Below are 23,243 nucleotides of genomic sequence, written 5' to 3'. Positions count from 1 at the left end.
GCATGACCACTCTCCGACTCCTCGACTCCGCGGGAGCGGTGACGGATGCCGAGCTGCGCGAGGGTGGCGGGTACTCCCGCCCGTCCTCGCCGCTGCAGAGCCGCGTCGCCTACGCTGCTGCGCACGTCGTGCCGAAGGTGCACGCCGACAACACCCCGGGCCAGCCCGCCGACATCGACTGGGACTCGACGCTCGCGTTCCGGCGCAACGTCTACTCGTGGGGCCTCGGCGTCGCCGACGCCATGGACACCGCGCAGCGCAACATGGGCCTCGACGCCGCCGCGACGCGCGAGCTCATCTCGCGCAGCGCCGAGGTCGCTCGTGAAGAGGGCGGCTCGGTCGTGGTCGGCGTCAACACCGACCACGTCACCGAGTCGCACATCTCGCTCGACCAGGTGATCGACGCCTACACCGAGCAGCTGCACTTCACCGAGGAGCAGGGGGCGGGCCCGGTGCTCATGGCCTCCCGCCACCTCGCGAGGGTCGCGACGGGTGCCGACGACTACCGTCGCGTCTACCGGTCGGTGCTGGAATCGGCCACCGTGCCGGTGGTGCTCCACTGGCTGGGCACGGCCTTCGACCCCGAGCTCGCGGGATACTTCGGAGCGGATGACTGGCGGACGGCATCCGCGGTGCTGCTCGACATCATCGCCGAGAACCCCGACAAGGTCGCGGGCGTGAAGATGAGCCTGCTGAACGCCGAGTCCGAGATCGCGGTGCGCGAGCAGCTGCCTGAGGGCGTGCGCATGTTCACCGGAGACGACTTCAACTACGTCGGCCTGATCGGCGGCGACACCCTTCGACAGGCTCAGGGGCCCAGCGATTCGAGTGGGCATTCCGACGCGCTGCTCGGCGCGTTCGCGGCGATCACGCCCGTGGCATCCGCCGCGATCCAGGCACTGGATGCCGGTGATCCCGCGCGCTACCTCGAGATCCTCGGTCCGACCGAAGAGCTGAGCCGTCAGGTGTTCGCAGCACCGACCTTCTATTACAAGACGGGAGTCGCGTTCCTCGCCTGGCTCAACGGGCACCAGCCCGCGTTCCAGATGGTCGGCGGCCTGCACTCGGCGCGGAGCCTTCCGCACCTCAGCCGCATCGTCGAACTCGCCAACGCCTCGCTCGCACTCGAGAAACCCGAGCTCGCGCGCGAGCGCTGGCACGGGATGCTGCGCCTGAACGGAGTGGATCTGTGACCGTCGACCCCCGCCTGTCGATCAACCAGGCCACGATCAAGCACGCCGATCTCGCGACCGCGCTGCGGGTGACGGCGGATGCCGGCATTCAGGCGATCGGCCTGTGGCGCGAGCCCGTGAACGAGGTCGGACTCGACGTCGCCGCGCGCATGCTCGCAGACTCCGGTCTGCGGTTCACGACGCACTGCCGTGGCGGTTTCTTCACCCTCCCCGAGGGGCCGGAGCGTCTCGCCGCACTCGACGACAACCGCCGCGCGATCGAGGAGACCGCGACGCTCGCCGCCGCCGGTGCCGACGGATCGACCGCCGTGCTCGTGCTCGTCGCCGGGGGCCTCCCCGCCGGATCCCGCGACCTCATCGGTGCGCGTGAACGTGTGCGCGACGCGATCGGCGTGCTCGCGACCGACGCGCAGGCGGCGGGCGTGACGCTGGCGATCGAGCCGCTGCATCCGATGTACGCGTCCGACCGGGCGGTCGTCTCGACCCTGGGCCAGGCGCTCGACATCGCGGCCGATTTCGACTCCGACGTGGTCGGCGCCGCCGTCGACACCTTCCACATCTGGTGGGATCCGCAGGTGCTCGAGCAGATCGTGCGCGCCGGCCGAGAGGGCCGCATCGCGACCTATCAGGTGTGCGACTGGAAGACCCCTCTGGCCGCCGACGTGCTGCTCTCGCGGCACTACACCGGTGACGGCGTGATCGACTTCGGCTCGCTCACGCGCGCCGTGATCGAGACGGGCTACGACCGCGACATCGAGGTCGAGATCTTCAACGCCGACATCTGGGCGGATGCTCCCGAGAACGTCGTGCGTCGCACGGCCGAGACCTTCGGGGCCGCGGTCTCGCCGCACCTGGGCTCCGGGGTCCCGGCGCTCACCGGACGCTGACGTCTGCTGCACCGGCGCACGCGCGGCGTCGGCGCGAGCATCCGCAGATCCAGACCACGGATGCAGGGTCGGAGAAGCTTCTCCGGCCCTGCATCCATGCTGCGTTCCTGCGGGCGTACCGGATTCTCCGACATATCGGTAGCCCCGTGAGACTCCGCCGCACCCCTGAGAGGATGACCCCATGACGAAGATCCGACCCGGACTCTGCTCGGTGACCTTCCGTGCGCTCGAGGCCGAGGAGGTCGTCGGACTCGCGGCCGAGGCGGGCCTCGAGGTCATCGAATGGGGCGCCGACGTGCACGTTCCCGTGGGTGACATCGAGCGGGCAGCGCAGATCGCCACCGAGACCGAGGATGCCGGGCTCATCTCCTGCTCGTACGGCTCGTACTTCCGCTCCGGGGCCGATGAGCCGCTCTCGCCCATCCTCGACAGCGCGGAGGCGCTCGGCGTCGACCGCGTGCGCATCTGGGCGGGGCATCTGGGCTCGGACGAGGCAACCGAGGAGCAGTGGGCCGAGATCGTCGCACGACTGCGCGATGCCGCGGCGGAGGCGGATGCGCGCGGCATCGGCCTCGCACTCGAGTTCCACTCGGGGACCCTCGCCGATACGGCACCCACCACGCTCCGTCTCCTCGCCGATGTCGGCAGTCCGGCACTCAGCACCTACTGGCAGCCGACCGTGGGCGCCGGCGTCGAGGCCGTGCTCGCCGAATACCGTGCGCTCGCCGCGTACACGAGCGCCGCACACGTCTTCTCGTGGTGGCCCGCACAGGAGCGGCTTCCCCTGCGGGCGAGGGATGCGCTGTGGACGCGCTTCTTCGCCGAAGCGCGCCCGGGTTCCGCAACGGCGGGCGTGCGCGATGCGCTGCTCGAGTTCGTGCCCGGCGACGACCCCGGGCTGCTGCGTGGCGAGGCGGCGGCACTCCGCGCCTACCTCTCGGCATAGCCCGAGATGGTCGTCGGAGAACGGGCTGTGCGCGATGCCGCAGCGCTCCCTCATCCGGGCGCTGGACCGCAGTATGCTCAGGGCATGAGCCTGCCGGAAAGCCCTTCCCGCGTGCGTCAGCCGCGTCACGCGCGAGGCGCCGCCCCGACCCTGCACGACGTGGCCCGTGAGGCGGGAGTCTCGCTCGCGACGGCATCCCGGGTCCTCAACGGATCGGAGCGCAAGGTCGCCGAATCCTTCCGCGAGCGCGTCGAGCGGGCCGCCGCCGAACTCGGGTACACCGCCAACGTCTCGGCGCAGGCGACCGCCCGGGGCACCTCACCCGTGATCGCGCTGCTGGTCGCCGACATCGCCGACCCGTACTTCGGACTCATCGCCGCCGGGGTCGCCCGCGGAGCCGACGAGCAGGGTCTCGTCGTGACCATCGCGATCACCGAGCGTGATCCGGTGCGCGAGGCGCGCATCGTGCGGGCGTTGCGAGGGCAGCGGCCGCAGGGGCTGATCCTCGCGGCATCCCGCACCGCCGAGCCGACCGACTCCGACACCGCCCGTGAACTGGCCGAGTACGCCCGCTTCGGGGGACGCGTCGTGACGTTCGGCGCGGGCAGCGCAGAGAACCGCCACGTCGAGATCGACAACCGCGCCGGGGCCGAGCAGCTCGGTCGGCGCATGGCGGCGCTCGGATACCGCTCGGCACTGGCGATCGCCGCAGCCGAAGGTGTGCTGACCTCAGACGAGCGCCTCGCCGGATTCCGCGCCGGATTCGAGTCCGAGGGCGGAACCGTGGATCGCGTGATCCGTGGCGACTTCCGCCGCGAGTCGGGTGTGCAGGCGATGAACGCCGCTCTCGCCGAGGGCGTCGAGCCGGGCACGCTCGTGTTCGGCATGAGCGACGTCGTCGCGATCGGTGCGATGTCGGCGATCCGCGACGCCGGTCGCGAGATCGGCGCCGACATCGCGGTGTGCGGCTTCGACGACGTCCCGTCGAGCAGCGATGTGACACCGGCGCTCACGACCGTGCGGGTGCCGCTGAGCGAGGTCGGCTACCAGGCGTTCCGCGCGACGGTCGACGCCGACTGGCAGCAGGCGGCGCTGCCGCTCGAGGTCACCGTGCGCGCCAGCACGCCGGGCATCCGATGACGAGGGTCGTGCTCGCCCCCGACAGCTTCAAGGGCACGATCACCGCGGCGGATGCGGCGGCATCCCTCGCCGAGGGCTGGGCGTCGGTGGATCCCGCAGCGACGTTCGTGCATCGGCCGATGGCCGACGGGGGAGAGGGCACCGTCGCGGCGTTCGCGGCAGCGGTGCCCGGCGCTCGACGCGTCGCTGTCGTCGTCGACGGCCCCGCGGGCTCGCCGATCGAGACCAGCTGGCTGCTGCTGCCCGCGACCCACGACAGCCCGGGCGGCACTGCGGTCGTGGACCTGGCCTCGACCTCGGGCATCGAGCTTCTCGACGAGCTGCGCCCCTGGGACGCCGACACCACCGGCTTCGGCCAGGCGATCGCCGCCGCCCTCGATCACGGGGTCTCCCGCCTCGTGGTCGGCATCGGGTCGAGCGCATCGACCGACGGCGGCACCGGGATGCTGTCGGCACTCGGCGCACGCTTCCTCGACGCGGCCGGGACGCCTGTCGCGCGCGGGGCTCGCGGCCTCGCCGACATCGCGTCCGTCGATCTGACCGGACTCCGCAGGGCGCCGGAGGTACGGGTGCTCACCGACGTCACGAATCCGCTCGTCGGTGCCCGCGGCGCGGCGGCGGTGTTCGGGCCCCAGAAGGGTCTCGCCGGCGACGACATCGCCCCCGTGGATGACGCGCTCGCGCGCCTCGCCGACCTGCTGGCGCTCGATCCGCAGCTGCCGGGCACGGGCGCAGCGGGGGGCACGGGCGGAGCACTCGTCGTCTGGGGCGCGACCCTCGCTCCGGGTGCAGCCGAGGTCGCAGACCTCATCGGCCTCGCCGACGCGATCGCCCACGCCGACGTCGTCATCACGGGCGAGGGCTCGTACGACGGTCAGTCCGGCGACGGCAAGGTTCCCTCGTTCATCGCCGGTCTCGCGGCATCCGCTCAGGTGAACGCGCTGCTCGCCGCCGGCCGCATCACGGCCGACTCCGACACGACGCTGTTCGCGGCATCCGCCTCGTTGACCGATATCGCCGGGTCATCGGATGCCGCGCTGGCCGAACCCGCGCGGTGGCTGCGCGAAGCCGGGGCGCTGCTCGCGCGGTCTGTCTGACGCGCGGCCTCCGGCGCGCGTGCGCTGTGCGCGTCGCGGGGCCGGTGCGGGGCCGGGTGCGGTCTCGCGTCTGCGCGCCCGGTGCGGGGCCGGTGCGGGTCCGGTGCGGGGCCACTTTCGCATCGCGGATGCCGGGCGGGATCACTTTCGCACCGGGATCGGCCGATTCGGGTGCGTTATTGATCCCGACTGCGTTATTGGCCCCGACTGCGTTATAGACCCCGGCCGCGGGGCCGGTGCGGGGTCACTTTTGCGCCGCGGACGCCGGGTGGGGTCACTTTCGCACCGGGATCGGCCGATTCGGGTGCGTTATTGACCCCGGATGCGTTACTGACCCCGCGCGGCTATCGCCCTCGGACACACTTCTGGCCCCGCACGGTCGAACTCGACGTACGGGGCCAGAAGAGACGGGCCAAAGGCGACGGACGAGCGGCGGTCAGCCCCCGAGCGCGGCCGACACCACGGCGCGGGCCTCTGCCTGCACCTCGGCGAGGTGCTCGGGGCCGCGCAGGCTCTCGGCGTACAGCTTGTAGACGTCTTCGGTGCCCGACGGGCGGGCGGCGAACCAGGCGTGCTCGGTCTGCACCTTGAGGCCGCCGATCGCGGCGCCGTTCCCGGGAGCGTGCGACAGCTTGGCCGTGATCTCCTCACCCGCGAGGGTCGTGGCCGAGACGGCATCCGGTGCGAGCTTGCCCAGTGTCGCCTTCTGCGCGGGCGTCGCCGGTGCGTCGACGCGCTGGTAGGCCGACGCGCCGAACGCCTCTTCCAACTCGGCGTACCGCTCCGACGGGCTCTTGCCGGTCACGGCGATGATCTCGGCCGCGAGCAGGCACAGCAGGATGCCGTCCTTATCGGTCGACCAGACCGTGCCGTCTTTGCGCAGGAAGGATGCTCCGGCCGACTCCTCGCCGCCGAACGCCACCGAGCCGTCGAGCAGACCCGGCACGAACCACTTGAAGCCGACGGGCACCTCGAGCAGGCGGCGTCCGAGCGACTCGGCGACGCGGTCGATGATCATCGACGACACGAGCGTCTTGCCGATCGCGGCGTCGCGCGGCCACTCCGTGCGGTGCGAGAACAGGTAGTCGATCGCGACCGCGAGGTAGTGGTTCGGGTTCATGAGCCCGGCGTCGGGGGTGACGATGCCGTGGCGGTCGGCGTCCGCATCGTTGCCGGTGAGCACGTCGTAGTCGCCCTTCTTGGCGACCAGCGAGGCCATGGCCGAGGGGGACGACGGATCCATGCGGATCTTCTCATCCCAGTCGAGCGTCATGAAGCGCCAGGTCGGGTCGACCTCGGGGTTCACGACGGTCAGGTCGAGACCATAGACCTCTTTGATGAGCGCCCAGTACTCGACGGATGCTCCGCCGAGCGGGTCTGCGCCGATGCGCACGCCCGCCTCACGGATCGCGTCGATGTCGATGATGGTCGCGAGGTCGCGCACGTAGGCGTCACGGAAGTCGTAGCCGGGGATGGCGTCCCAGTCGACATCGGCGAAACGCTCGCGCTTCACGTCGACCAGGCCGGCAGCGATCAGCTCATTGGCGCGGTCGGCGATCCAGCCGGTGGCGTCGGTGTCGGCCGGACCGCCGTGCGGCGGGTTGTACTTGAAGCCGCCGTCGCGCGGCGGGTTGTGCGACGGGGTGACGACGATGCCGTCGGCGAGGCCGGCGTTGTCGTCACTGGGGCCCTGAGCCTGTCGAAGGGCGCGGTTGTAGGTGAGGATCGCGTGGCTGAGCGCGGGCGTCGGCACCCACGCATCGCGCGCGTCGACACGGACGTCGACGCCGTTCGCGACCAGTACCTCGATCGCGCTGCGCTCCGCCGGGAGCGACAGGGCGTGGGTGTCGCGACCGAGGAACAGCGGACCGGTGATGCCCTGGCCCGCCCGGTAGTCGACGATCGCCTGGGTGGTGGCCAGGATGTGGTTCTCATTGAAGCTGTTCGAGAGCGAGGAGCCCCGGTGACCGCTCGTGCCGAAGGCGACGCGTTCTGCGGCGATGTCGGGGTTCGGGACGCGGTCGTAGTAGGCGGCGATCAGCTCGTCGACATCGATCAGATCGGATTCTTCGGCGGGAAGGCCGGCGCGGCTCGTCATGCACACAGTCTGCCCCCATCTCGGCATCCGCGCATCTTCTGCCACCAGCGGGGTGCCCTAAGGTGAAACGCGTGACTGAACGCCGCACCTACAGCTATCTCGGCCCCGCCGGCACGTTCACCGAGGCGGCGCTCGATCAGGTCGCCGACGCGCGCGGTCAGGACCGACGCGCAGTGCACAACGTCGGCGAGGCGCTCGCCGACGTGCTCGAAGGGCGCAGCGACGCCGCGATGATCGCGATCGAGAACTCGATCGAGGGCGGTGTCTCGACCACGCAGGATGCTCTGGCCACTCTGCCGGGCCTGCGCATCATCGGCGAGTACCTCGTGCCCGTGAACTTCGTGCTCGTGGCGCCGCGTGGCACGACGCTCGCAGACGTGCAGGTCATCGCCGCGCATCCCGTCGCGTACGGGCAGTGCCACACCTGGCTCGGCGCGAACCTGCCGACGCACTCGCACGTGCCCGCGGCGAGCAACGTCGCCTCGGCGGTCGGCATGCTCGACGGGTCGCTGCCCGCGCAGGCCGCGATCGCCGCCCCCGGTGTCGTGAAGCATCTCGATGTCGACGTTCTGGCCGAGGGCATCGGCGACAACGCCCAGGCCGTCACCCGCTTCGTGCTCGTGACCCGCACCACCACGGCCCCCGCCCCGACCGGCGCCGACAAGACTTCGCTGATCGTCGAACTGCCGAACGACCACCCGGGATCGCTGCTCGAGATGCTCGAGCAGTTCTCGACCCGCGGCATCAACCTGTCGCTCATCCAGTCGCGTCCGATCGGCGACGAGCTCGGCCGCTACCGGTTCGTGATCGACGCCGACGGGCACATCGAGCACGAGCGCATGGCCGACGCCCTGCTCGGCATCCGCCGTTTCAGCCCGCGCGTGGTCTTCCTCGGATCGTACCCGCGGGCCGACCGGCAGATCGTGCAGTACCCGGATCGGTATGACGACGAGGTGTTCGTCGAGGCACGCGACTGGCTGCGCGGCATCCTCTCGGGCGAACCCGAGGCCTGACCCGCGCGGCAGACTGCCGCTCTCCGGCTCACACCGCGCTGACCTGCACCAGCGCCCGTTTGAACTCCGGCATCGCCGAGTGCGGGTCGACCCGATCGCTCGTGAGCAGATTCGCGCTCTCGGCATCGGGGTAGTGGAAGGGCAGGAACACGGTGTCCGAACGGATGTCGTGGGTCAGCTCCGCGCGCGCCCGCACGGTCCCGCGGGAGTTCGACAGGCGGATGCCGTCGCCGTCGGCGATGCCGTGGCGCCGGGCCGTGCTCGGATGCAGCTGCGCGACGAGCGCCGGACGCTTCTCGGTCAGCTCGGGGATCCGGCGCGTCTGCGCTCCGCTCTGGTACTGCTCGAGCAGGCGGCCGGTGATCAGGGTCAGGCGGTCGGCGCTCGCCGTCTGCTGCGTGCGCGGGCGCACCGCCACCATCCGTGCGCGTCCGTCGGCGTGCGCGAACCGGTCGGCGAACAGCCGAGGCGTGCCGAGGCTCCCGACCGGGAACGGCCAGTGCGCCTCGATCGCGACCCCGGAGTCCGCACCGATGTCGAGCAGTGCGTGGCTGAGACCCGAGTAGTCGGCACGGCCGCCGGCCGACGCGCGCGCGAGCTCGTCGAACACCTCGGCGGGCTCGAGGCTCCAGACTCCCGGCGCGTCGAGGCGGCGGGCCAGCTCGGCCATGATCCACAGTTCGCTGCGGGCGCCGGGGGGAGCGTCGACGGCTCGGCGGCGGCGCAGCACACGCCCCTCGAGGTTGGTCATGGTGCCCTCCTCCTCGGCCCACTGCAGCACGGGCAGCACGATGTCGGCGGCCCTCGCCGTCTCGGAGAGGAAGAAGTCCGACACCACGAGCAGGTCGAGCCGGCCCAGCGCCTCGCGCACCGTCTGCACGTTCGGCGCCGACACGAACACGTTCGAGCCGTGCACCAGCAGCGCGCGCACACCGCCGGGCAGCCCTGCGCTCTGCAGCAGCTCGACCGCGGGCACGCCGGGTCCCGGCAGGTCGTCGGGGTCCACGCCCCACACCGCGGCCACCGATGCGCGCGCGGCCGGGTCGGCGATCGACTGGTACCCGGGCAGCTGGTCGGCCTTCTGGCCGTGCTCGCGACCGCCCTGGCCGTTGCCCTGCCCGGTGAGCGTGCCGTAGCCGCATCCGGGCGTGCCGGGAAGCCCCAGCAGGAGCGCCAGGTTGATCGCGGCTGTCGCGGTGTCGGTCCCGTCGACGTGCTGCTCGACGCCGCGGCCGGTGAGGATGTAGGTCGATCCGGACCCGGCGAGCGTGCGCGCGAGTTCCCGGATGTTGCGGGCAGATACTCCCGTGACGGTCTCGGCGCGCTCCGGCCACCACGACGACACCGATCGACGCAGCTCGTCGAGGCCGGTCGTGCGCTGGCGCACGTAGTCCGCGTCGTACAGCTCCTCGGACAGCACGACGTGGATGAGCGCGAGCAGCAGCATGAGGTCGGTGCCCGGGACCGGCTGGATGTGCACGCCCGCGCCGTCGGCGCACAGGCGGGCGGTCGAGCTGCGGCGCGGGTCGACCACGATCAGGCCGCCGCGCGCTCGGGCGCCCTGCAGGTGCGAGACGAACGGAGGCATGGTGTCGCCCACGTTCGAGCCGAGCAGCAGCACCGTCTCGGCCGTGTCGAGGTCGGTGAGCGGGAAGGGCAGGCCCCGGTCGAGACCGAAGGCGCGGTTGGCGGCGGCCGCGGCGGACGACATGCAGAAGCGGCCGTTGTAGTCGATGCGCGAGGTGCGCAGCGCGATGCGCGCGAACTTGCCGAGCTGATAGGCCTTCTCGTTGGTGAGGCCGCCGCCGCCGAACACCCCGATCGCGTCATGACCCTCGTCGTCGGCGATGCGGCGGATCTGCGCCGCGATGAGGTCGAGGGTCGTGTCCCACTCGGCCGGGTGCAGCTCGCCGTCGGCACCGCGCACGAGCGGTGTCGTGAGACGGCCGGTGTCGGCGAGCAGCTCGGTCGAGGTCCAGCCCTTCGTGCACAGGCCGCCGCGGTTGGTCGGGAACTCCCGTCCGGAGACGGTGACGGGCAGCGCGGGCCGACCCGCCTGACCCGGCACAGCCGCGGCATCGGGCTGCGTCAGCGTCATCGCGCACTGCAGCGCACAGTACGGGCAGTGGGTGTCGGTGGCACGGCGCGGGGCGGTCATGCGACGGCTCCTTCGCGAGCATGGAGGAGCTCGGTGATGCGGGCGCGGCATCCCCCGCATCCCGTGCCGGCGCGCGTGCATTCGCCGATCGCGGCGACCGAGCCGCAGCCGTCGTCGATCGCATCCTCGATCTGCCCGACGGTCACGGCGTTGCAGATGCACAGGGTGGCCTCCCGGCCCGCCGCGACGGTCGTCTCCGCATCGGCGTCGTCGAGACGCAGCAGCAGCGAGCGATCGGCGGGCAGCTCGCCGCCCCGCAGGTACAGCACGCTCAGCTCGGCCGCGGCGCGCGGCATCCCGACCGCCACGAATCCGGTGAGGATGCCGTCGCGCGTCGCCATCTTCACGTAGGTGCCGTGCTCGGGATCGGCCCACACGGCGATGCCCGGGGCGATCTCACCGGCAGGGACGGGCGCGAACGGATCGGCCGAGACGTCGCCCGCAGAGGCGATGTCGACCAGCTCGCCCTTCAGCACGACGACCCCGGGGTGCTCGTCGACGAAGCCGCCGTCGCCACCGAAGTCGTCGCCACCGAAGCCGTCGTCACCGTCGCCGGTCAGTTCCGCGGTGATCGCGGCGGCCAGCCAGCTCGCCTGACGCCATCCGGGGCCGATCAGGCCGTGGGGTCCGCCCGGCACCTGCCGTTCGTGCAGGTACTCGGCGGGGTCCGCGAGATGCGCGCAGTCGCCGATCGCGTGGATGCGCGGATCCGACCACGACCGCAGCGAGCTGTCGACGAGCACTCCGTTGCCGACTCGCAGGCCTGCAGCCTCGGCGAGCTCGGTGCGGGCACGCACTCCGCACGAGAGCACCAGCAGATCGCCCTCGATGCGCTTGCCGTCGGACGAGACCAGTGCGCGGAACCGGCGGACGCCGTCGTCGCCCTCGACGCCGATCACGCCCTCGGCTCGGGTGTGCGGCACCAGGGTGACGCCTGCCGATGCCAGCGCGGTCGACAGGATCGAGGCGGATCCGCGATCGAGCTGACGAGGCATCGGCATCGGGCCGAAGTGGGCGACCGAGGGGACCGCCCCGGCGTCGGCGAGCAGCATCGCGAGTTCGATCCCGAGCACCCCGCCGCCCAGCACGACGACCCTGCCGCCGCGATCGACGACCTCCCGTACCTGCGCGGCATCGGCCAGGTCGCGCAGGACGCAGACGCCCGAGGTGAGGCGTGTGTCGAGTCCGGTGTCGTCGGGCCCGAGCCTCTCCAACCCGTCGAGGACCGGGACGATCGAGCGCGCGCCGGTCGCGAGCACCAGCCGGTCGTACGGCACCGCCGACCCGTCGACGAGCACGACGGCTCGTGCATCACGGTCGATGCGTTCGGCCCGAGACCCCAATCGCAGGTCGACACCGGGAAGACCGGATGCGGTCGCGAGCGTGATCTCGTCGGCGGTGGCCTCGCCCACCGCGAGCTCGGCGATCAGCACCCGGTTGTACGGATCGACGGCCTCGGCGCCGAGCACGGTCACCGTGGCGCGGCCGTCGGCCACGAGGTGCAGCAGCTCCTCGGCGAACCGGATGCCGACCGGTCCCGCCCCGATGACGACGATGCGCTCGGGCATGGTCAGATCCGGTGTCCGGCGAGCGAGGCGCGGGGGATGAGATAGACGAAGACGGTGATCAGCAGGAGCACGACGTAGGCGGCGACGAACCCGCCGAACGCCGGAGCGTACGAGCCGGTGCCGCTCTTGGCCGCCGCGAGCACCTGTGGGATCACGAATCCGCCGTAGGCACCGATCGCCGAGATCAGTCCGAGCGCTGCGGCCCCCTTGCGCTGCGTGCTGACCGCGAGCGCATCACCCGCGGTCGCGGCGCCCCGGGCGGCGAACACGTTCGGGATCATCCGGTACGTCGCGCCGTTGCCGACCCCGGCGGCGATGAACAGCAGCAGGAAGCATCCGAGGAACAGCGCGAAGCTGTTCGCCTGCAGGGTGACGAGCAGCGAGAGCGCTCCGACGATCATCAGCGAGAAGGCGGCGATGGTCATGCGCGCGCCGCCGAACCGGTCGGCGAGCTTGCCGCCGTAGGGGCGGGCCAGCGAACCGACCAGCGCGCCGAGGAAGGAGAGCGAGAGCGAGGCGCTGCCGATCTGGAAGGTCGAGAACTCGGGGAACGTGTCGGCGATGAGCTTCGGGAAGACGCTCGAGAAGCCGATGAACGATCCGAACGTGCCGATGTAGAGCAGCGACAGCACCCACAGGTGCGGTTCGCGCAGCGCGGCGGCGGCCCCGGCGAAGTCGGCCTTGGCGGACGACAGGTTGTCCATGTACCGCCAGGCGCCCCAGACGGCGACGAGGATCAGTGGCACCCACATCCACCCGGCGAGCGAGAGGTTGACGGTGAACGCCGCCGTGACCGAGACGACGATCGGCACCGCGAGCTGGGCGACCGAGGTGCCCAGGTTGCCGCCGGCGGCGTTGAGGCCGAGCGCCCAGCCCTTCTCCTTCTGCGGGAAGAAGTAGGTGATGTTCGCCATGGAGCTGGCGAAGTTGCCGCCGCCGAAGCCGGCGAGCGCGGCGACGACGAGCAGCACGCCGAACGGGGTCTCGGGGTCCTGCACGACGACGCCGAGCAGGATCGCCGGGATCAGCAGCAGCAGCGCCGAGACGATGGTCCAGTTGCGTCCGCCGAAGCGGGCCACGAGGAAGGTGTACGGGAACCGCAGCGTCGCGCCGACGAGGCTCGGCAGCGAGATCAGCCAGAACGACTCGGTGGTGCTCAGGGTGAATCCCGCGGCGGGGAGCAGCACCACGACGATGCTCCACAGCTGCCAGATGATGAAGCCGAGGAACTCGGCGAAGATCGACCAGCCCAGGTTGCGGCGGGCGATCGTCTTGCCCTCGGATGCCCAGAAGGTCGCGTCCTCGGGATTCCAGCCGTCGATCCACCGGCCGGGTCGGCGCGTGAGGGTGACGGCGGACGTGTCGACGCTGCTTCTTCCGATGGTCTGGGACATCGTGGCTCCTGGCGTTCGAGAGGATGATTGCTCTGAACGTAGGCCGCGGATGTTGCAGCGCCGCGCGAATGCGATTACCGGACGATTACTTCTCGATCACATCGGGAACATCGCCGATGAGAGAACTTCAGGAATGCGTCTCCGGGGACGGCCAATCGGCCGCCAGTCGGGTGATCGCGGCGACCGCGTCTGCGGTGTCCTCGCGGGCGCCCCCGGCGCGGCCGGCTGCGAGGCCGGCCAGATACGCGCTGAGCGGCGCGGCAGGGCGGGCGACGCCGTGCGCCACATCGCGGGCGAGGTTCAGCAGCAGGGCGACATCGACCGACTCGCGATCGATGCCGAGGGCTGCGCAGACGGCCTCGGTCCAGTCGTCGAGGGCCTCGACGGGCAGGTGCTTCGGGGTGTCGCTCATGTCGTCTCCTCGGGGGCATCGTCTCGCCGGTGCCCCTGTGTCTTCGCTCTGGCTCGTTCCAGATCGTCCCACGTGTCGATGTCGGCTGCCAGCCCACCCGCGTCCACCGCGGTGAGCGTCAGCCCGCCGAGCAGCGCGCGTGCCGAGGCATCCCGGCCCTCATCGGGGAGCGCCTGTGCGGCTGCGCGCAGGGCGTCGACTCGATATCTGCCGGTGAGCCACTGCATCCGTCCGGAGGCGTCGGAGAGGCAGACGCCGTCTTCGGAGGGAGAGAGCGGATGCCGTCGCAGGAGCGCGACCGCCTCGTCGGCGTTCGGCAGATCGGCGGCGAGCACGTAGACCTCGGCGGTCTCGAGGGCGGTGGACCCGAGGTGCGCGAGGCCCGCGGCGATCGCGGCGACCGGGCCGCCGAACGGAGGGTTTTCACGGACCCACGCGATGTTCCCGGCGACCGGCATCCGTGGACCGACCACGATCACCGGGTCGCAGTCGGCGACAGCGGCGACCGCATGATCGAGCAGCGTGCGACCGCCGACTTCGAGCAGCGGCTTCGCGGCGCCGCCGAGGCGGGACGCCCGCCCTCCCGCGAGGACGATCGCCGCGGTCATGAGAGCAGCATCACGTCGACGAGATCGCCGGCGGCGACAGCCGACACCTCTGCCGGCACCACCGCGTAGGCATCCGCGCGTGCGAGCCCTGCCGCGAGATGCGCGCCCGACGAGCCGTCGGCGGCTGCCGGCTGCACCGACCAGGTCGACGGATCCGACCGATCGAGGGTCACCGGCACGTACTGCGTCCGGCCGAGCGGGCTGCGCCATCCGGCGGTGGTGGGCATCCGCAGCGTGGGCCGCTGCTGCTCTGATCGTCCCTGCAACGCGAGGAGCGCCGGTCGCACGTACGCCTCGAACGACACCGCGACGCTCGCGGGGTTCCCGGGCAGGCCGAAGACCAGGGTGTCGCCGATACGGCCGAACGCCTGCGGCCTGCCGGGCTGCATGGCCACGGCGACGAACGCGATGCGATCGCGGAGCACGTTCTTGACCACCTCGTGCGCCCCGGCGCTGACCCCGCCCGAGGTGATCACGACATCGGCGCGGGCGTCGGTGGTCGCGCGGTCGAGCAGGGCGGCGAACGCGGCATCCTCGTCCGTCACCGAGTCGATCGAGACGATGTCGGCTCCCGCCTCGGTGCACAGCGACGCGAGCAGTACCGAGTTCGATTCCGGGATCTGTCCTCGCGCCAGATCGTCGCCGGGGGCGGCGAGCTCGCTTCCGGTCGAGATGACGGCGACGCGCGGACGCCGACGGACGAGCACGGTGTCGACTCCGGTGATCGCGATCGCCGTCTGCTGCAGCGGGCCGATCACCCCTCCCGCGGGTGCGACCACGGCCCCGGCGCGCAGCTCCTCGCCGTGGCGTCGGATGTTCGCACTCGGGCGTGCAGGGGCCCGGGTCACGACGGCCGGTGCATCCCAGACCTGCAGGCCGTCGCGAGTGTGCTCGAAGGGGACCACCGCGGTCGCGGAACGGGGGACCGGCGCCCCGGTCATGATGCGCGCCGCCTCGCCGGGGCCGAGGTCGGGCTCCTCCGACGAACCGGCGGGCAGGTCGGCGATCACCCGCAGCTCGACCGGGTTCTGCTCCGTGGCGGTCGCGACATCGTCGAGGCGCACGGCGTACCCGTCCATCGCGGAGTTGTCGAACAGGGGCACATCCACCCGGGCGAGCACATCGGCAGCGAGCGTGCGCCCGACGGCGTCAGCGATCGACACGGCTTCGCCCGGCAGCGCGACAGCGGCCGCGGCAGCGAGCACCGACGCGCGATGATCCTCGACCGTGCGCAGGCCGACGGGAGCAGGGGGAGTGGTGATGCGCATGCAGTCAGCGTACGACGGTCGCGGATGTGCTCCGCGACCGTCGCGCCCCTGCGCTCCCCGTCCGCGCTCCCCGTCTTCAGTGCTCGCGGAACATCGGCCAGGAGCTGCCCGGCGTCATGTGCGAGTGCAGTGCGCCCTTGGCCGACTCGAGGGTCGGATAGGTGCCTGTCGCGGCATCCGATCCGGCCATGACGACCGTGTACCCCTCGTCATCGTGTCGAATGCTGCCGACGACCCCGTTCGTCCCGTACGCCACCCAGAGGGCCAAGGTCGTGGTCGTGTGCAAGGTCTTGGTAGTGCTCATCATCGAACCCCTTCCGTTACCGGTGACGCTACGCCCGGCGCGGTCGCAGAACCAGCCCTTGACGCGCGGTCGCGGCAGGGTTCGGGTCAGAGCGCGTTCGAGCCCCTTCCCCTTCGCAGGGTTCACTTTTCGCACCGCGTGCAGCCGCGGTCAAGAAGGCACCAGAGACAGGTGTTTCCCGTGCGGTTCTGACCCCGCGGTGGGGCGCGGTGCGGTTTTGGCCGCGCGCGGCAATCCACGCCGCGCGTCATCGGGATGCGATCGCGTTGCGGACGTAGTTCAGCAGTGCCCGCCCGCCGTCGGCCAGATCGAGTTGGGTGACGCGGATCACGATCCACCCGAGATCCTCGAGCTCCCGCTGTCGCTGAACATCGCGACGCCACTGAGCCTTGTCCGTGCGGTGTCCGTCGCCTTCGTACTCGATCGTGATGCGGAGCGCGGGATAGGCCATATCGCTCCGCGCCACGAATCGCTCATCATCCCGGATCTCGTACTGCACTTCGGGTTCGGGGAGACCTCCCTCCACGAGAAGGAGACGCGTCTCCGTCTCTTTGGGGGACTCCACGCCCTCGCGGGCCCGGGGGAGGGCGTCTCGAATCCGCCGACTCCCGGGGAACCGTCCCCAGATGTCCAGGTGCTGCTCGATATCGGCCACCGTCGGGCGCGGACGCTCCGTACGAAGCCCTGGATAGTTGTCGGATGTGGTGATGAGCGCATCGAGAGCGACGACGATCTCGTCGTCGCTGAGGTCAACGACGCACATGAAAAGAGCCGTGATCGGATCGACGATCGGGATGCCGCCGATCCGCCATGGGCGCGCTCTTCCCGGAGCCAGGCGTTTTCCCGTGATCCCGCGGCTCCGAACACGCGCCGAGTCGGTGTCCACCACGACGGTGAGTGGATCCTCGATGCTCCAGAATCCTGGATGCGGACACCCCCACACCCGCATCGCCGTCTCGCCGCCGATGAGCTGTCCGGCACGCAGCCTGGGTGCGAGAGCCGCGACCCGTTGCAGCGGAGTAGCCGGCGCGCTCACGGAGCGCACGCCGTGGAACGGACGCGCGAGGTCGCGAGCCGCAGCGCGTCGCCGACCGACGCCGGAGTCCGCGGCTTGGCGCACGGTGAAATGGGGGCCGAGGTCGTCGGGCAAGGGGATCCGGTGTCGCATCCGTTCAGGGTCCAGCACTGCGATCGGGTCCGGATGCACGGTAGCCCCGTAGCACCGGCGCATGTGGAGAAGTCGCGCCTGTGGATGAGTCGTGGTCGCTGATCTTCGGTTTCCACAGCGCAGTGCAGCGCCGACCCGTTCCCGCTCAGACCAGCTGCTGTGCGAGGTCGATTCTGCACCGCCACGCTCGCGCGGGGTCATTCGCGCACCGGAAACCGCGCTATGCGGTGCGAAGTTGACCCCGCGGGGTTGCGCGGTCGTTCACTCGCACGAGCGAGACAGCCACCAGCCCTTGACGCGGGGTCGCGGCAGGGTTCGGGTCAGAGTGCGGCGGCGACCAGCTCGAGGGTCTGCGCACGTCCCGCGGCCGAGTCCCGCGGCTCGGATTCGTATGCACCGGCGACCGGCGACAGCATGACCTCGTCGACGCCGTACTTCGTGGCGAAGGCACGCACGTCGTCCGCGACGGATTCGCCCGTGCCGACGAACCAGCGCGAGCGGGCGGCCTCGACGACCTGGTCGGTCGCAGCGTCCGGCTCGGCGGCCAGTGCCTCTTCGACCGTCTCGAGCGCGATGAGCGGCTTGTTCAGGCGCAGGCGCGACATCATGCGCAGCTGCGGCAGGGCGCGGGCCTCCGCCTCCTCCTGCGTGGGGGAGGCGACGACGTTGACCGTGAGGAAGGTGCGCGGCTCGGGGTGCTCTTCGCTCGGCTGGTATCCGGTGCGGTACAGGTCGAGGGCTCGCTCGAGACCCTGACCCGAGAAGTGGTTCGCGAACACGTACGGCAGGCCATGCGATGCGGCGAGCTGGGCGGAGTAGTCACTCGACCCGAGCAGCCACACCTCGGGGCTGCCGGTGGCCGAGGGCGTCGCGTGCACGGTGTATTCGCCGCCCGAGGTGAAGCGCACGGTCGCGCCCTCGCCCGAGATGAGGGCGGCGATGTCCTGCACGTTGCGCGGGAACTGCTCGACGTCGCTCGTGGTGCCCGACCCGCGCAGCAGCTGGGTGATGACAGGGTCGCTGCCGGGGGCGCGGCCCAGGCCGAGGTCGATGCGGCCGGGCGCGATGGCCTCGAGGGCGGCGAACTGCTCGGCGACGATCAGCGGAGCGTGGTTCGGCAGCATGACGCCGCCAGACCCGAGGCGGATCTTCGAGGTGCGCATCGCGGCGGCGGCGATCAGCACCGGGGGAGTGGTGGATGCCACGGCCGGCATGTTGTGGTGCTCGGCGAACCAGTAGCGGCGGTAGCCGAGGCGGTCGGCGACGGCGGCCAGATCGAGGGAGGAGGAGATCGCCTCGGCGCTGGTCTGGCCGGAGCGAACCGGGACGAGGTCGAGGACGGAGAGCGCGGTGGAAGTCATCCCCGAATGCAACGGCGGAGGCGGGTGAGGAATTCCCCACCCGCCTCATCGTCGCCGGTGCCTCATCAGGCTGCAGCGAGAGCGGAGGATGCCGATGGCGCGAACTCCTCGGCCACGGCCCCGCGCGTGAGGTGGTAGCGGATGTGCCACGCGGCGCTGAAGCTCTGGTCGGAGAGCCGGGCGAGCATCGCCCTGTCGTCGGCGTCCAGGCCCTCGCGCAGAGCTTCGCGGAGCAGGTCGTCGCGCGTCGCCGGATACTCCATCCCGCGGAGGAAGCGGTCGAGTGCAGCGGAGGTGTGCATGGGTCGTCCTTTCGGGGTGAAGAGGGGCCGGGCGCAGCCCGGCCCCTCGCTGTCAGGCGGCGATCGACTGTCGGCTGTCGCTCGACTCGACCTCGATCTTGCGTGGCTTCGCGCGCTCGCTGACCGGGATGATCACCGAGAGCACGCCGCTCTCGTACGAGGCGCTGATCGCATCGAGATCGACACCGTCGCCGAGTGTGAACTGCCGCAGGAACGAGCCCGCTCCGCGTTCGCGGGCGAGCCAGCGGACGCCTTCGCGACCGTCGGCCGTGCGCTGGGCGCGGATCGTGAGCTGCCCCCCGTCGAGGTCGACGTCGATCGACCCCGGATCGATGCCGGGGAGATCGGCGTGCAGGACGTACCTGTCGCCGTCGCGGAAGAGGTCCACCGGCATGAGACGCGGTGCGCGGACGGAGTCCAGCACGCTCGCGGCGAAGCGGTCGAGCTGACTGAACGGATCGAATGACATGGCCATGAGTGTCTCCTTTCGTGTGGCCCGGTCGGGCTGCGTTGGTGCAGATTATCTGCACCAGTTGCTATAGATTTTTTATAGAACAACTCCCGATAGAATGCAAGTGCCGCACGAAGGAGGTTCCGATGGCTGATCGCGATCCGGGTATGCCGGTCTACGGCATCGCAGTCGCCGCCCAGCTCAGCGGCGTCCCCGAGGCGAGTCTGCGTCTCTTCGAGGCGAAGGGGCTCGTCACTCCCGCGCGCAGCGACGGCGGCACCCGTCGGTACAGCGACGACGACCTCGAGCGAATCCGTCGAGTGACCGGTCTGCGCGTCGAGGGGATCAACATCGTCGGCATCCGCCGCGTGCTCGACCTCGAGGACGAGAACGCCGGGCTCCGCGACGAGCTCGCCGACGGCCGGGACTGACCCGGCGCCCACACACCCCCGCACACGCACCCGGGATCCCGCTCCCAGGTCGACGGGCAGTACTTTAAACAGCATGGATGCCGAGATCTTCTACGTGCTCGTGGGTGCTGTCGTCGTGGCGGCGATCGCCCGATGGCGCGGATGGCCGGCTCCGCTGCTCGTCACGGTGGTCGCGCTCGCGGCATCCTTCCTGCCATTCGTCCCCGAGGTCGAGATCGACGGCCATCTGCTGCTGAACCTCGTGCTGCCGCCGCTCCTGTACTCGGCGGCGCTCGACGTGTCGTTCGTGGGCTTCAAGCGCAGCCTGCCGCAGATCCGCCGGCTCGGCATCACCCTCGTGCTGCTCACCGCGGTGGCCGTCGGACTCGTGGCGTGGTGGATCCTGCCGTCGCTCACGCTGCCCGGCGCTCTGCTGCTCGGTGCCATCGTCGCTCCGCCCGACGCCGTCTCTGCGGCCGCGATCGGCCGCAAGCTCGGCCTGCCGCGACGCATCATGACGGTGCTGTCGGGGGAGAGCCTGATCAATGACGCGACATCGCTCACCCTCTATCGGGTGTTCGCCGCGATCATCGCCGGCGCAACCCTCACCGTGTGGGACGGCGTGTGGCAGTTCCTGCTCGCGGTCGGCGTCGGGATCGCGGTGGGGCTCGTGTTCGGCATCGTGCTGCATCAGCTGCGCATGCGCATCAACGACGCCGTCGTGATCGGCACGTTCGGTCTGCTCGCCCCGTTCGGCGCCTACGCGATCGCGGAGCACCTGCTCGGATCCGGCGTCCTCGCGGTCGTCGCGATGGGGCTCTACGTCGGCTACAACTCCCCGCGAACCGACTACACGACCCGTCAGCAGGAGGCGCCGCTGTGGCTGTCGGCCGACCTGCTGCTCGAGAGCTTCGTGTTCGCGTACATCGGCCTGCAGTTCCCGCGCGTGCTCAGCGACCTCGGCGGTGAAGAGGTCGGGCGCATCCTGCTGCTCTCGGGCGCCGTGCTGCTCGTCGTGCTCGTGATGCGTCCGCTCTACGTGTACCCCGCGAACGGGTGGGCCAACCGACAGGACCGCAGACGCCTCGAACGCTGGGACCGCACGGTCGAGTCCGGCGCGTTCGACGAGCGCCGCCGGGAATCGAAGCGATGGAAGGACTACAGCGCCGAGGAACTGCGGTCCAAGATCGTGCGCGACCGCATGGCCGGGCTGCAGCTGAACTGGAAGGACAACGCCGTCATCTCCTGGGCGGGCATGCGCGGCGTGGTGACCCTGGCGACCGCGCTCGCCGCGGCCGATCTCGCGGCGCTCGACACCGAGCCGTCGCACGCGATCGTCGTCGTGGCGTTCATCGTCACGGTCGGCACACTGCTGCTGCAGGGCCTCACGCTGCCGCTGCTGATCCGCGGGCTGGGCATCGCCAGCGATGTCGACGAGGCGGACGACGAGAGAGCGATCGCCGAGGTCAAGGCCAAGAGCCGCGAGGCCGGCAAGGCGTTCCTGGCCGAGAAGCGCATCGAATGGGAGCAGAAGTACGGCGAGGTCGACCTCCGCGTCTTCGACAGTTTCACCAAGCGCATGACGCGGGTCGAGAGAGACACCGACGAGGCGCAGCAGGTCGAGGATGCCGTCGCCAGGCCCTCGTACGACGACCTCGTCGCCCTGTCACGCGGGTGGCTGCAGGTGCGCCGCGACATCCTGCTCGCCGAGCGAGACGCGGGCAACCTCGATGAGGAGGTCATGCGCGAGCTGATGACCGCGATGGATGCCGAGGAATTGGCGCTCGACACCCGGGGTGCGACGCGTCAGCAGGGGCGCGCGTAGCGGGTCGCCGCGCTGACGGAACGCGAGAGCGCCCCGCTCCGAGAAGGGGCGAGGCGCTCTCGATGCGGGTCAGCGGCTGCCGGCCGGCTCCTTCGCGGATGCCGCCGCGTCGGCGGCATCCGCCTCGGAAGCCTCGTCGTCGGAGTCGTCCGCGAAGGGAAGGCCCTCGCGCGGGGCGTTGTAGAGCTCCTCGTCGAGGATGCCCTCGCGCTTGGCGACGATGGTGGGCACGAGCGCCTGACCGGCGACGTTGACCGCGGTGCGACCCATGTCGAGGATCGGGTCGATCGCGAGCAGCAGTCCCACACCCTCGAGCGGCAGGCCCAGGGTCGACAGCGTCAGCGTGAGCATGACCGTCGCGCCGGTGGTGCCGGCGGTCGCGGCGGAGCCGACGACCGAGACGAGCACGATCAGCAGGTACTGAACGAGGTTCAGCTCGATGCCGAAGAACTGCGCGACGAAGATCGCGGCGATGGCCGGGTAGATCGCGGCGCAGCCGTCCATCTTGGTCGTCGCGCCGAACGGCACGGCGAACGAGGCGTACGAGCGGGGCACGCCGAGGTTGCGCTCGGTGACGCGCTCGGTGAGCGGCAGGGTCCCGATCGAGGAGCGGCTGACGAACGCCAGCTGCACGGCGGGCCAGACGCCCGAGAAGTACTGACGGATCGACAGCCCGTTGGTCTTGACGAGCACCGGGTAGACGACGAAGAGCACGAGCGCCAGGCCGATGTAGACCGCGATCGCGAACCAGCCGAGCGAGGCGAGCTTCTCCCAGCCGTACTTCACGACCGCGGCGCCGATCAGGCCGAACGTGCCGAGCGGGGCGATGCGGATGATCCACCACAGCACGCGCTGGATCACCTTGAGCAGCGACTCGGTGAAGGCGAGGAACGGCTCGGCCTTCTTGCCGGCCTTGAGCGCGGCGATGCCCACGGCGACCGCGATCACGATGACCTGCAGGATGTTGAAGTTCACGCTCGACGAGAACGTGCCCTCGGCGGCGCCGGGGTTGGTGCTGACGCTGAGGCCGAGGAAGTTCTGCGGGATCAGGCCGAGAAGGAAGTTCCACCAGGTGCCGACCGTGTACGGGTCGCTCGGCTCGAGGCCGTCACCCGCACGCGCGCCCGGCTGGATGACGAGACCGAGCACGATGCCGATGGTCACCGCGATGAACGCGGTGATCGCGAACCAGAGCAGGGTCTGTCCGGCCAGGCGGGCGGCGTTCTGCACGCGGCGCAGATTCGAGATGCTGGCGACGATCGCCGTGAAGATCAGCGGTACGACGGCGGTGCGCAGCAGCGTGACGTACGAGCTGCCGATCGTGTCGAGCGTCGCGGAGAGGCCGTTGGGGCTGTCGGCGGTGGCACCGAGCTGGCGGGCGATCAGACCGGCGGCGATGCCGAGGACGAGGGCCGCGAGGATCTGGAAGCCGAACGAGGTCAGCAGCTTCCGGACGGGTCCGCGGGTGTCTGGCGCCTTCGTGGCGCGGACGGTGGTGCTCATGGGGGTGGAACTCCAGAATCGGTGCGCGCCGTGTGCGCGCGATGTCTTCCACGCTAGGAGCGCGGTCAGATCGTCGGGGCCGACATGACGAAGGATGACGGATGCCTCGGCATCCGTCATCCTTCATCGTCAGCGGT

Annotated in this window: 21 protein-coding genes; 8 read left to right on the top strand and 13 right to left on the bottom strand. The window is 70.7% G+C overall.

The window, feature by feature from the left end; translation table 11 throughout:
- The first annotated feature begins 2 nt into the window (after nt 1-2).
- The 5 genes from IXW21_RS14860 (at nt 3) to IXW21_RS14840 (ending at nt 5,263) form a co-directional block, all read left to right on the top strand.
- Nucleotides 3-1,193: a dihydrodipicolinate synthase family protein gene (locus tag IXW21_RS14860; RefSeq protein WP_194765024.1), complete on the top strand. Its 1,191-nt coding sequence runs from the start codon at nt 3-5 to the stop codon at nt 1,191-1,193.
- On the top strand, nt 1,190-2,080 hold the full coding sequence (locus IXW21_RS14855; RefSeq protein ID WP_194765023.1) for a sugar phosphate isomerase/epimerase family protein: 891 nt from the start codon (nt 1,190-1,192) through the stop codon (nt 2,078-2,080). Before IXW21_RS14860 ends, IXW21_RS14855 begins: the two co-directional genes overlap by 4 nt.
- 181 nt (nt 2,081-2,261) lie before the next feature.
- Nucleotides 2,262-3,026, top strand: coding sequence for a sugar phosphate isomerase/epimerase family protein (locus tag IXW21_RS14850; RefSeq protein WP_194765022.1), 765 nt, complete (start codon nt 2,262-2,264; stop codon nt 3,024-3,026).
- Between the two features lie 84 nt (nt 3,027-3,110).
- Nucleotides 3,111-4,166, top strand: a complete 1,056-nt coding sequence (locus IXW21_RS14845) for a LacI family DNA-binding transcriptional regulator (RefSeq protein ID WP_194765021.1) — start codon at nt 3,111-3,113, stop codon at nt 4,164-4,166.
- Nucleotides 4,163-5,263: a glycerate kinase gene (locus IXW21_RS14840; protein WP_194765020.1), complete on the top strand. Its 1,101-nt coding sequence runs from the start codon at nt 4,163-4,165 to the stop codon at nt 5,261-5,263. The genes IXW21_RS14845 and IXW21_RS14840 overlap by 4 nt, the downstream gene beginning before the upstream one ends.
- Nucleotides 5,264-5,699: 436 nt before the next feature.
- Here IXW21_RS14840 and pgm read toward each other — a convergent pair whose 3' ends face one another.
- Nucleotides 5,700-7,361, bottom strand: coding sequence for a phosphoglucomutase (alpha-D-glucose-1,6-bisphosphate-dependent) (gene pgm, locus IXW21_RS14835; protein WP_194765019.1), 1,662 nt, complete (start codon nt 7,359-7,361; stop codon nt 5,700-5,702).
- A gap of 62 nt (nt 7,362-7,423) precedes the next feature.
- On the opposite strand from pgm, the gene pheA reads away from it, so the two are divergent.
- On the top strand, nt 7,424-8,374 hold the full coding sequence (gene pheA, locus IXW21_RS14830; protein ID WP_194765018.1) for a prephenate dehydratase: 951 nt from the start codon (nt 7,424-7,426) through the stop codon (nt 8,372-8,374).
- 28 nt (nt 8,375-8,402) lie between these two features.
- Here pheA and IXW21_RS14825 read toward each other — a convergent pair whose 3' ends face one another.
- From IXW21_RS14825 to IXW21_RS14775, 11 genes are all read right to left on the bottom strand, one after another.
- Complete coding sequence (locus IXW21_RS14825; RefSeq protein ID WP_194765017.1) at nt 8,403-10,532, bottom strand: molybdopterin oxidoreductase family protein; 2,130 nt, start codon at nt 10,530-10,532, stop codon at nt 8,403-8,405.
- On the bottom strand, nt 10,529-12,100 hold the full coding sequence (locus IXW21_RS14820) for an FAD-dependent oxidoreductase (RefSeq protein ID WP_194765016.1): 1,572 nt from the start codon (nt 12,098-12,100) through the stop codon (nt 10,529-10,531). Before IXW21_RS14820 ends, IXW21_RS14825 begins: the two co-directional genes overlap by 4 nt.
- A 2-nt stretch (nt 12,101-12,102) precedes the next feature.
- A complete protein-coding gene (locus IXW21_RS14815; protein WP_194765015.1) occupies nt 12,103-13,494 on the bottom strand; it encodes an MFS transporter in 1,392 nt (463 codons plus the stop codon).
- A gap of 127 nt (nt 13,495-13,621) precedes the next feature.
- Nucleotides 13,622-13,906 (bottom strand): DUF6457 domain-containing protein, encoded by a 285-nt coding sequence (locus IXW21_RS14810; RefSeq protein WP_194765014.1) that lies wholly within the window; start codon nt 13,904-13,906, stop codon nt 13,622-13,624.
- Nucleotides 13,903-14,514: a molybdenum cofactor guanylyltransferase gene (gene mobA, locus IXW21_RS14805; RefSeq protein ID WP_194765013.1), complete on the bottom strand. Its 612-nt coding sequence runs from the start codon at nt 14,512-14,514 to the stop codon at nt 13,903-13,905. The genes IXW21_RS14810 and mobA overlap by 4 nt, the downstream gene beginning before the upstream one ends.
- Entirely contained in the window at nt 14,511-15,782 is a 1,272-nt protein-coding gene (gene glp, locus IXW21_RS14800; protein WP_194765012.1) for a gephyrin-like molybdotransferase Glp, read from the bottom strand. The genes mobA and glp overlap by 4 nt, the downstream gene beginning before the upstream one ends.
- A 76-nt stretch (nt 15,783-15,858) precedes the next feature.
- On the bottom strand, nt 15,859-16,086 hold the full coding sequence (locus IXW21_RS14795; RefSeq protein WP_194765011.1) for a methyltransferase: 228 nt from the start codon (nt 16,084-16,086) through the stop codon (nt 15,859-15,861).
- Between the two features lie 247 nt (nt 16,087-16,333).
- On the bottom strand, nt 16,334-17,254 hold the full coding sequence (locus tag IXW21_RS14790) for a hypothetical protein (RefSeq protein WP_194765010.1): 921 nt from the start codon (nt 17,252-17,254) through the stop codon (nt 16,334-16,336).
- A gap of 320 nt (nt 17,255-17,574) precedes the next feature.
- Entirely contained in the window at nt 17,575-18,615 is a 1,041-nt protein-coding gene (locus IXW21_RS14785; protein ID WP_194765009.1) for an LLM class flavin-dependent oxidoreductase, read from the bottom strand.
- A gap of 65 nt (nt 18,616-18,680) precedes the next feature.
- Nucleotides 18,681-18,917, bottom strand: coding sequence for a DUF2795 domain-containing protein (locus tag IXW21_RS14780; RefSeq protein WP_194765008.1), 237 nt, complete (start codon nt 18,915-18,917; stop codon nt 18,681-18,683).
- 52 nt (nt 18,918-18,969) lie between these two features.
- Entirely contained in the window at nt 18,970-19,392 is a 423-nt protein-coding gene (locus tag IXW21_RS14775) for an Hsp20/alpha crystallin family protein (protein ID WP_194765007.1), read from the bottom strand.
- A 122-nt stretch (nt 19,393-19,514) separates the two neighbouring features.
- Between IXW21_RS14775 and IXW21_RS14770 the strand changes: the two genes are divergently transcribed.
- Together IXW21_RS14770 and IXW21_RS14765 are read left to right on the top strand one after the other, a co-directional pair.
- A complete protein-coding gene (locus IXW21_RS14770) occupies nt 19,515-19,799 on the top strand; it encodes a MerR family transcriptional regulator (RefSeq protein WP_194765006.1) in 285 nt (94 codons plus the stop codon).
- 73 nt (nt 19,800-19,872) lie between these two features.
- On the top strand, nt 19,873-21,603 hold the full coding sequence (locus IXW21_RS14765; RefSeq protein ID WP_194765005.1) for a cation:proton antiporter: 1,731 nt from the start codon (nt 19,873-19,875) through the stop codon (nt 21,601-21,603).
- Between the two features lie 69 nt (nt 21,604-21,672).
- Here IXW21_RS14765 and IXW21_RS14760 read toward each other — a convergent pair whose 3' ends face one another.
- Nucleotides 21,673-23,106, bottom strand: coding sequence for a dicarboxylate/amino acid:cation symporter (locus tag IXW21_RS14760; RefSeq protein WP_194765004.1), 1,434 nt, complete (start codon nt 23,104-23,106; stop codon nt 21,673-21,675).
- Between the last annotated feature and the right edge of the window lie 137 nt (nt 23,107-23,243).

Origin of the sequence: Microbacterium sp. UFMG61, from assembly GCF_015354505.1 — a bacterium.
Lineage (GTDB): Bacteria > Actinomycetota > Actinomycetes > Actinomycetales > Microbacteriaceae > Microbacterium.
The sequence above is the reverse complement of the archived record's forward strand: the minus strand, read 5'-3'. Positions and strand labels throughout refer to the sequence as shown.